The sequence below is a fragment of the Bacteroidales bacterium genome (genome assembly GCA_023228145.1).
Taxonomy (GTDB): Bacteria; Bacteroidota; Bacteroidia; order Bacteroidales; family CAIWKO01; genus CAIWKO01.
In genome coordinates this window covers 22,876-34,009 of sequence record JALOBU010000033.1, presented here as the reverse complement: position 1 = coordinate 34,009, position 11,134 = coordinate 22,876, and the positions used below count along the sequence as shown (strand labels likewise).

Annotated in this window: 4 protein-coding genes; all 4 read right to left on the bottom strand. The window is 38.7% G+C overall.

From position 1 onward, the window contains the following. Nucleotides 1-1,165, bottom strand: a 1,165-nt coding sequence (locus tag M0R16_12340) for a hypothetical protein (protein ID MCK9613663.1), incomplete at its 3' end; no start/stop codon positions are given. After that, nucleotides 1,162-2,463, bottom strand: coding sequence for a T9SS type A sorting domain-containing protein (locus tag M0R16_12335; protein MCK9613662.1), 1,302 nt, complete (start codon nucleotides 2,461-2,463; stop codon nucleotides 1,162-1,164). The genes M0R16_12335 and M0R16_12340, both read right to left, overlap by 4 nt. A gap of 23 nt (nucleotides 2,464-2,486) precedes the next feature. Beyond that, nucleotides 2,487-2,717: a T9SS type A sorting domain-containing protein gene (locus tag M0R16_12330; protein ID MCK9613661.1), complete on the bottom strand. Its 231-nt coding sequence runs from the start codon at nucleotides 2,715-2,717 to the stop codon at nucleotides 2,487-2,489. Between the two features lie 78 nt (nucleotides 2,718-2,795). Beyond that, entirely contained in the window at nucleotides 2,796-10,913 is an 8,118-nt protein-coding gene (locus M0R16_12325; protein MCK9613660.1) for a T9SS type A sorting domain-containing protein, read from the bottom strand. Nucleotides 10,914-11,134: the final 221 nt, after the last annotated feature.

Here is an 11,134-nt window from a genome sequence, read left to right as displayed (position 1 = left end):
AAGAAATAGTAAATTCATTACTGGTAACAGGGTTGGGATAAACAATAAGTTGAGAATTTTCCTTATTATTTTCAGTAACTGAAGTTAGCGGATGGTTGTACATTGCAATATTATGAATAGAATCATTTCCAATTTTATCAAACATACCAGCAATGTATAACCTGTCGTTCAAAAAACTTAAATCTCTTAATGAAAAAGTAAAATCAAATGCATCATGGTTTAAACATATCCATTGTGTACCATCCCATTTTGCTACATTGTCGCATTCAATGTTGCCAACTGAAGTAAACCAGCCACCAACATATAATTCGTTATTATACACTTTCATGCAGGTCACCCTTTGGTTTGTACCTCCACCTACTTCTGTAAACTGGTGCCCATCCCATTTCATAATATAATCACCTGTAAAACCATCACTTTTTCTAAAAGCTCCACCAACATAAAGTTCATCTTTATATACAGCCATTGTTTCTATGGTACAGTTTACATTAGAGAATTGTTCGCTTACCGAAAGTAATCCTGCTCCATCCCATTTGGCTAAGGATGCAATTGATGGATCAGAGTTTAAACCAAAATTGCCCCCAACATATAAAGTGTCTTTGTAAAAAGTCATGCACAAAATATATGCATTTCCATCGTAATTAGGTGTAATAGCAGTAAAATGATGCCCATCATATTTACACAATGAATATGCTGAATCGTTGCCACATTTTTTAAAAAATCCTCCTAAATATAAGGTGTCGCTTTTTTCTGCAGTACAATATATGTTCATATCTCTTGTGCCAGATATTGTATCAAAAATACTACCGTTCCATCTCGCTATATTTGTACTGTTTTGTGGTGTATAATAAAAGTATCCGGAGATATATAAAGTGTCAGAATACTTAAAAACCTTAAATTTTGAGGGTGTATAAGTTGATTGGCAATTAGGAAGCGTGTCCCAAGCAATACCGTTCCATTTAGCCACACCACCAAAAATATTTTCACTATTTGCACTGAAAATGCCGGTTACATACAATAGGTTAGTAACAGTATCCGTATAAAGCCGGTTTATTGATCCACCTACACCTTTGCCAAGAGGCAGCCAGTTCTGCCCTTGGCTGCCTCTTACTGTTATCAAAAAAATAACAAAACAAATTATTAGTGCTGTTTTTTTTAGGTTCATTGTTTTACAATTTTCCCCGCAAAACATTTATTATCCGCCTGCACCTTTATTATGTAGCAGCCTTTGCTCAAGGCCTCTATATTTATATTAAACTTCGCTGCATTACAGATATAATAGGTCATGATAACTTCGCCCAATAAATTTACCACCTGTAGCGTGCCTGATGTGATGAACGGAAAAGAAATAGTAAATTCATTACTGGTAACAGGGTTGGGATAAACAATAAGTTGAGAATTTTCCTTATTATTTTCAGTAACTGAAGTTAGCGGATGGTTGTACATTGCAATATTATGAATAGAATCATTCCCAATTTTATCAAAATTACCTCCAATATAAAGTCTGTCATTTAACACACACAGGTCCCATATGGAGTAAAAAGAATCAAATGCATCATGGTTTAAACATGTCCATTGTGTTCCATCCCATTTGGCAATGTTATCGCAATCAATGCTACCAACCCGGGTAAACCATCCTCCAACGTATAATTCGTTATTATACACTTTCATACTGGTCACTCTTTGGTCTGTGCCTCCACCAACTTCTGTAAATTGGAGCCCATCCCATTTCATAATATAATCCCCGATAAAACCACTCGCCTTTGTAAAGTGACCCCCTATATACAATTCGTCTTTATACACAGCCATGGCAAATACCGAGCAGTTAACATTGGCAAACTCACTGCTCACCGCCACCAAATCTGCACCATTCCATTTGGCAAAAGATGCAATAGGGGATTCAGGGTACAAATTAAAAACACCACCAACATATAGGGTATCTTTATAAAATGCCAAAGTAAATACAGAAGCGATATCTTTATAATGAGGTGTTATTGCTGTATAAATATGTCCGTCATAGCTGCATAATGAAAAAGCTGAATCGGAGCCGCATTTTCTAAAATCGCCGCCCAAATACAGTATTCCGTTATGCTCTGCCGTGCAATATATATTCATATCTCTTGTTCCGGGAATAGTATCAAAAATATTCCCATTCCATTTTGAAATGTATGAGTTATGATTAAATACTCCGGAAACGAACAATGTGTCCAAATATTTAAAGACGCTGGATTTCGTTGGAAATGCCTGACAATTTGGTAATGTGTCCCATTGTGTTCCATTCCACTTTGCCACGCCGCCAAAAATATTATCGCTATTTGCACTGAAAATGCCGGTTACATACAATAGGTTAGTAACAGTATCCGTATAAAGCCGGTTTATTGATCCACCTACACCATTGCCAAGAGGCAGCCAGTTTTGGCTCTGGCTGCCTTTAAACATGATCAGAAGAATAATAAAACACATTATCCGTGTTGTTTTGTTTAAAATCATTGCTTTACAAATTTGCCAGTAAATATTAAGCCTTCATTACTTTTTAATTGAATAAAATATAGCCCTGCTTTTATTTTTGATATGTCAATTTCGATAGAATTTAAAATGTTATTGAAATTATTTTCTTCAATTAATCTCCCCATGTTATCAAAAATTGCAACATTATTTATTCGCAAATTTTTTTCATAAACATTAACTTTTATAATGTTTGTAGCAGGATTAGGCAAAATCTGTATTTTTTCTAAGACATTATCGTTTTCTTTAATATCCGACTGTAAAAAAATTTAGAGTGTTTTTTTTATATATTAGTTCATGGAGGTTTTTATTATTTTTTGGAAATAAATCTCATTACCTGAAACAAATTTAATATAGTACAGACCACAAGCAATACCTCTTAAATCTATAGTATAGGAATCAGAATTACTATTTGAATATACTTTTTGCATTATTAAAATTCCCTGCATATCAAATAAGGAGATTTCTGATATATCATTAATAACTCTTGAATGTTTAATTACTATTTCATCCAAAAATGGATTTGGATAAATATTTATATCTGTATTTTCATCAGATAAGCAAACAACAGGAACCGGTTTGAATATTTCTGATACCCCGTTAAAATCTGTTTGTTTTAATCTGTAATATGAAATTCCAGCATAAACATTTTCATCAATGGCCTGATAATGTAATGGTGAATTGTTGTTACCAGCACCTGGAATCGTAATTACATCGACGAAATTATGAGCATCAAGGCTGCGTTGAACTGTAAAATAGTCATTATTAGTTTCTGTACTTGTAGCCCAATTTAAATATACATTGCCATCAGAACAATTAGCAGTAAAATTGATTAATTCGATAGGTAAAGGCGATTGAATAATGATTTCCTTATATTGGGTATAAAATACCGTACCACAGGAATCACATATCTTAGTGTTAAATGGATAAACACCAGTATTCATAAGTGGTGGCGAATCGTAAAATATTCCTGTTTCATTTAATATATCGGTATCGTTCAATTGCCATTGGAAAGACAATGGAGTTGCCCCGCCTGCCTTTGAAAAGATAAGAGAAATAGGATCGGGGTCATAGCCTATACTTTCATAAATTGTTGTAGTGTCAATCATTGCAAAAGGAAGCCCGTAAACAAATAAATAAGCGGAAATAGAAGTTGTCGTGCCGCAGCTATTTGTTATCACAACATCATAAACTCCATTATCGCTTTGTTGTGGATTATTAATAATATATGTATCCGTATTAGCTCCAGAAATATCAGTGCCATTTTTACGCCATTGATAAATTGGTGAAGGTGATAAAGTATTAACCACGTTAAAGATAGCCTGTGCAGCTGAGGGGCATAAAATTATTCCCTGAGGTTGTACTGAAATAATAGGCTCGGTTTGTACGGTCACAGAGCTAAGACAAGTTGTGAAATTTCCTGAAGCATCTGTTGCCCTCCATGTAACAGTTGTAATACCAGTACCGAATGTAACATTTTCCAGAGTTGACCCGGTTCCAGAGGTTGCTCCGGATAAGTTATATGCTATACCATCCAAAGTACAGTTATCTGTGGCACCGGCATCCCATATATTCGTACTATTTATATATGTATGATCGCTATTTGCACAAACTACATAAGGTGATGGACAAGAGATTATGGGTGGTTGGTTATCTCTAATCCTTATATAAATAGAATCTTTAGATGAATTTCCTCTTAAATCGGTAACAATCCATGTAACTTGAGTGATTCCTAACGGAAAAACATATCCTGCAAGACTGTTTGTCCAGTTCAGATCGTTCACAACTGTTGCAACTTCGCAGTTGTCGTTAAAACTTATTGGGTTGAATTCATTGCCAATGGCAGTATAACTGCATGTATTCGGATCCACATTTCTATCTTGAGGTGATGGTGGTACAATCAAAAAAGGTTTTGTTGTATCATCTATAAATATTTCTACTTCATTTATTCCGTTACAACCATAAGAACTAGTAACATTCAGAGTTAGTGTAAAAGAAGTACCATAAGACGGTCCGACATTCACATGTATAATGTTTGTGTTAGTTGGGCCTGTTATAGTCCCTTCGCCAGAAATAACCCAGGAATAGGTATCAAAACCGCTTGTTGCAGAGTAGGGTACACCCGTTAATCCCGCACAAACAGGATTGTCACCATTAATACCTACAGAAGGGAGTGAATTTACTGTAACAGTTGCTGAGCCACCTTGAATATTATTGCAGCCGTTTGCATCTGATACGCTAACTAATGAATACGTATAAGTTCCGGGTATCAATGTTGATGCCGGAATTGAAACACTGTTTCCAGAAGTAGTGGAAATGAATTGATATGCCCCTCCATTTATCTGATATGTAAAATTATAAGGGGATGTTCCATTACTACCTGTAAATGTTATATCAGGGTCTAACGCTAACTGACAAACCGTTGTTGTTCCGTTTATTGACGCTGTAGGCAATGGATTAACAACAGCCACTGTTGTCATTGTTACGGGGTCACAACCGTAACCATCAACAACTGTTAGAGAATAGGTGCCAGAATTAGCAACAGTTGCATTGGGAATGGTCGGATCTTTCTGATTTGAAGTAAACCCATTTGGCCCTGTCCATGAATATGTAATAGGAGCTCTACCGCCAATAATATTAGCGAATAATTTTAATGTGTCGTTTTCACAAACTGTTCCACCTGAAGAAGGATTTGTAGTAAAAGGAATTGGGGCAAGGGTGCCAAATGAAATGTCATCCAACCCAAAGTCGTTACCGCCGGCAACTGTATTTAAATTAACAATACGAATTACGGCTGTAGTTGCAGAGCCGGAATTCCATAATGGATTGCTGTAAAAACGAACCCAATTGGAAAGCCCGACCTGTCCTTCTGTGGTGGGTTTGGGTGCTATATCCAGATCAGCAATGGTTCCAACTAATGTTCCATTCACCTCAAATTGCAATCGAGCACATGATGCTGGGTTAAGATTCATTGCCCATGCACTGAAATAATAATCAATATTGGGGGCAACGGAAACTGTTTGTTCCCAAATGGTTTTTAAGGGCACATCCTGAGTAGCGCCATTAATCATCAGAAAATTTCTTGGCCCGACCGTGTTGAGGGTATGATCTCTTCCATGGAAATTGGTATGATATCCTGTAGAATCTACAGGATTGTACCAAGCGCTTGTATTCACAGCGTAATAACCTTCAGGCCATAAACCAGTTAATTCCGGATTGGGCGCCCATGGCTCATAATAAGATTGCTGTTGAATATAACCCGTATAAAAAGATGGGTAAGCAGGATCAAAGTCGGTAAAGCTGCCATCAATTACCATTTCATTGCTGGCATCAACAAATTCAGCAGCCCAGCAACCGAATGCATTAGTTACAGTAACACTGTAAATACCTGCAATATCAATCGCAATAGCTTGAGTGGTTTCACCTGTATTCCAGAGATAAGTTTCGCCGCCTCCTCCTACCAACTGAATATGTCCCGGTACTGAGCAGTAATCAGATATAATAGTAGGGACAGGTGCTGGATATGCGGTAACTGTTACAGTATCGGAATTGCTGCAACCTGAAGCAGCAATGGTGTATGTCGCAATATAATCGGTGGTAACAGTTTGCGAAACATTTACAGGATTTGCAACTGTAGAAGTAAAACTTGCCGGGTTGGATGTCCAACTGATGGATGGATCAGATGCCGTGGATGTTCCGGATAGATTTACATTATCAATTGCCCAGTATCTTCCTCTGTTAGATCCGCAGTAGTAAAAGAACCGAACATATAAAGTAGCATTGCCAATATAAGCATCTAGATTTATTGAAGTATGGGCAAAATTACTTACTGAACCCTGATCTGAATTATAAGTGACAATATCATTCCAAACAGTTCCATTAGTTGACACTTGCACCTTTGCAGCTTCATTTGTTCTTGCATTATAGTCATAATAATGCCAGAAATCCAATGTTAAAGAATTATATCCTATTGTACTTATAGCATTTGAAGTAAGTGTAGTGCTTGTAATTGTTCCATTCTGAAAATAGCTATTTGATATAAAGAATTGGCTGTTATCGTTTGAATGAAACGTCTGGCTATTGCTGCTATATGCATCTGGTCTTATTGTCCAAGCTGCATTAGCAGGGGTTCCACCTGAAGAACTATTGCTCGTTACCCAACTATTCGACCCGTTAAAATTTTCGTTAAGCAGTACAGGAGGAAAATCAACATTTGAAGAAGAAAAAAGATTAAAATTAATACCTGGACAAACAGAACTTACGGATGCGCTTGCCGTTACCAAAGGGATCGGATTAACAGTAACTGTAATAGTCTTTACAGTTCCGATACATAAACCATCAGTTGATGTTGGAGTTATAATATATGGTACGGTTCCGGAAGCATAACTGGTTGGAGCCGTGAGCACCTGGTTAATAGCTGTGCCAGAGCCAGCACTGGCTCCAGTTATTCCGCCAGTAATTGCCCCTAAGGACCATGCAAAGGTACTATTTGCACTGGCAGACAGACTTATGTCTGTACCACTTCCGCTGCAGATAGTTTTTGTGGAAAGATTTGTAACAATGGGTAATGGATTAACTGTAACAGTAATCGTGAATGCATTTCCACTGCAAGACCCTGAGGAAGAAATGGGGGTAATAATATATTGTACAGTGCCGGCAGCGGCATTACTTGGATTTGTAAGTACCTGATTTATGGTTGCCCCTGAACCTTCACTTGCGCCTGTTATACTGCCGGTAATAGTGCCAATAGTCCATGAAAACGTACTTGCTATAGTCGCAGTCAAGTTAATGTTGGTTCCCGTTTCGCTGCAAATGCTTTTTGTAGAAGAATTTGTAATTACTGGCTTTGGCTTAACAGTAACCGTAACAGTAAATGAAACACCAACGCAACCTATTGCGCTAACAGGAGCAACAGTATATATAACATTAACCGGGTTGGCAGTAGTATTTATCCAGGCATCATCAGCAATGACATTATTACTGAACCCACTGCCTGTTACCGGATTTCCTGCAAAAGCAGTGAGTCCGTTAGAATTTATATTTGTTATATTGTAGGTTTCAACGGCAACACCATTGGTACTGGCACCGAATGTAAGAGCGGTGCTAAAATCACTACAAACAGTTACTGTCTGAGAAGTAACTACCGGAGCCGGATTAATGGTCACTTCCAAAATCGCATCGTTTATACAATCGTTTGAATGAGCCGTTATTGAATATGTGACTAAAGAAAAATTATCTGAAGTGTTATTTATCGTCTGGTTGATATTATTTCCTGTTCCATTCGAAAACCCTGTTGTTGCCGTTCCACTTGTTAAATCAGCTGTCCATGAAAAAGTTGTCCCGCTTTGGTTGCTTGACATAGCAACATTAGTGGTTTCCCCTGTACACATATTTTCAGTAGGAGGTGTAATAGAAATAATAATTATCTGATTGGAAACAACGAGAACGCTGTCTGTATTTGTGCATCCGGTAGCAGTAACAGTTTCAACCAGATAGTACATTGTTGTCGTGTCCGGTTGTACCAGGGGGTTCGGATCAGAAGAAACAAACCCTGCTGGGATTGAAGTCCAGCAATAAGTATTCCCCGGTACACCAGCTGCACCAATGTGAATACTTGCACCGACACAAATATTATTGTCGGGTCCAGTTTCAGCTGCAGGGCTAGGATTTATATGAACATTTAAAACGCTGGGGACACCACTGCCACATGAATTTACCGGAGTAACCTGAACATTTCCTGAATTTGCTCCAATGGTAACTGTTATTAAATTTGTCCCTTGGCCGCTTGTAATAATCCATCCTGTAGGAACTTCCCAGAAAAAAGAAACACCACTTACAGAGCTTACACCATATGTTGTCGAAGTTCCCTGACAAAAAATAGTGTCTCCTGTAATAGTTCCAGGGTTATTAGGTAAAGGACTTACCGTAACATCCAATGTTTGATCCATTGCTGAACCGCAAGCATTTGAAGCAATTACATCAACGGTTCCTGAAGTATGACCAATTATTACAACAATAGAATTGCTTCCCTGTCCGGAAACAATTGTCCAGTCAGAGGGAAGTGTCCAGTTAAAATACACTTCTGCCTGATTGGTTACGCTGTATGTCTGTGTTGAAGCCTCGCATGGATTTATATTCCCTGTAATTGATACAGGTTGGGACGGAACAATATCGTCAACAGTAACGGTAAGAGATAGAGGAATACCATTTCCGCAACTGTTTGACGGAGTAACTATAACATTTCCTGAAGATGCTCCTAAACCAACATGAATCTGGTTTGTTCCCTGACCCGATAGTAATGACCAATCACCAGGAATAGACCATGTATAGACGGTGTTAAGATAATGAGGGTTATATTGATAGTCAGAATATAACGTATCAACTATAGTGAAATATTGATCAGGGAACAACAAACATAAGACGGTATCTCCATTAACAAGTACAGGCTGGTCGGGAGTTGTAGCTATTGATATTACAGCCTTAGTTCGAGCATTACCTGTAGCACATGTATTCGTAGCAGTAACTGATATGTCCCCTGAAGTAGCACCAACTGTTACCGTAATTGAGTTTGTATGTAATCCTGCTGTAATTGCCCAATCGGAGGGTAACGACCAGTTATACAAGGATACACTTGGATCGTTGACAACGGAATAGATTTGTGTAGAACCCTGGCAGGCTGAACTAGGCCCGGTAATTATGCTTGGCATTGCGGGAGCAGAGTTTTGTATGTTAATTGCCAGTGTTTGTGCCGTGCCAACGCCACAGATATTTGAAGGTGTAACAGTAATAGTTCCTGATGTGGTGCTAAATGTAATATTTACACTATTTGTTCCTTGTCCTGAATTTATGGTTGATCCTGCAGGTACTGTCCAGGTATATGTTTCGCCGGGAATATTAGGTACATTATAATTCCAGGTAGAGTTTTGACACACAGTAATTGGGCCATTAATTGTATCTGGCTGTAAGGCTACCCCCGAAGCTACTGCCAATAAACCAGGTTCTCCGCTGCAATATCCGAAAGGAGTAACCTGAACATTGCCATCAATATCACCGACTTCAACTGTAACACTGTTTGTTCCCTGTCCGCCAGTTATGATCCAGTCAGCAGGAAATGACCATGTATAAGTAACTCCAACAATATTACTTACAGAATAAGTTTCAGTTGAACCAACACAAGGTTGAGTATTTCCTATAATTTCGGGAGGAGGAGAAAGAATAATAAACGACACGATTACTAACCCCTGCGCCCCAGCTCCGCCAGCTCTATTGGTGCTACTATTTGCTTTTCCACCGGAACCACCTCCGCCATAAACACCGCCTGCCGTTCCGGTAGCTCCTGCTGCAACACCATCGGCTCCTATGCCGCCATTTACTAATGTTGCTGCTCCGCCTTCCCCGGCTACAGCATAATTACCGGGCCCTGTGGAACCGGCACCACCTCCGCCTGCCCCACCCGGAGTGGAAGTGGGTGTATATATCCCCGCGGCACCGTCACCGCCATTATAGATAGTTGAACCGATGTTGTCCGTACCTCCTGAGCCACCAGCACCGTTTGAGTAGTTAGCTGTAGCATAAACGCCTCCGGAACCACCAGAAGCATAAACTTGCGGACTGGCCAACAGACCAAAATAAGATGGATTCCCATTATTTATAACACTAGTGGAAGTCCCTGCTTTTGCTGCTCCTACCGTAACCGGATAGGAGTTATCCAAGCCTGTTAATATACTGCTTGCATAACCGCCGCCACCGCCGCCACCACCTGCTGATGGGTTACCCCTAGCAGCGCCACCAGCTCCGCCGCCACCCCAGGCTTCCACCTTTATGCAGCTAACATTTGAGGGAACTGAAAATGTACCGTTAGCGGTCAATGAAAAAGAGGCAAATGTATTGGGTAAAACATAGGTAACAGCAATAAGCATATAATCAACCCTTCCGGTTCTGTTATTGGTACTGTTTGCAACAAGTGAAACACCAAAATCTGCAGCATTAATCTGCGCAGGTGTCCAGGTAGTGCCCCAAATATCAGTTTGTGACCCATAATTTACAGTGCCCTCTGCTGTTGGCCATTCGGCTGCAAGGGCATAATTGTTACCAACGGTGCTGCCTCCCTTCAATAACATTACTTCAATATCATGAATATCATTACCGCTCCCAACAGCGCTTTGATAACGTCCAATGGTAACCCTTATCCCGGTAATAATGGCATTGAAAGGTATAGTAAACCCATAATTTGTAGCTTGGAGAGAATTGCTGGTTTGATTATTAAGAGCAATTGTTGAATAAAGATTGTTATTAGAAATTACATTGTCTGGGTTAACCCAAGCAACTGAACCTGTATCTGCAACGTTAGTACCGGTTCCTGCATTTCTCGTTGAAGTTGTCTGTCCCCATACGGTGATATATGACACAAAGAACGTAATTGATAAAAAAGCAATAACTTTTTTTACATATTTTATATGTCTAAAAAAAGAATTAAATGAAGCAAATTGTATTTTATAAATTTTATTCATTTAAACTTATTACAAAAACGCAATATCATTAAGTGCAAAAAAATCTATGTAATTAAAATTATGATATAAAATTAATAAAAATAATGACGAAAAGCAAGTTTTTTTTAGTTTTTTTTAGA

Coding starts and splice junctions, on each gene's coding strand:
- M0R16_12335 (MCK9613662.1), bottom strand. CDS start 2,463: ATGTGTTTTATTATTCTTCTGATCATGTTTAAAGGCAGCCAGAGCCAA.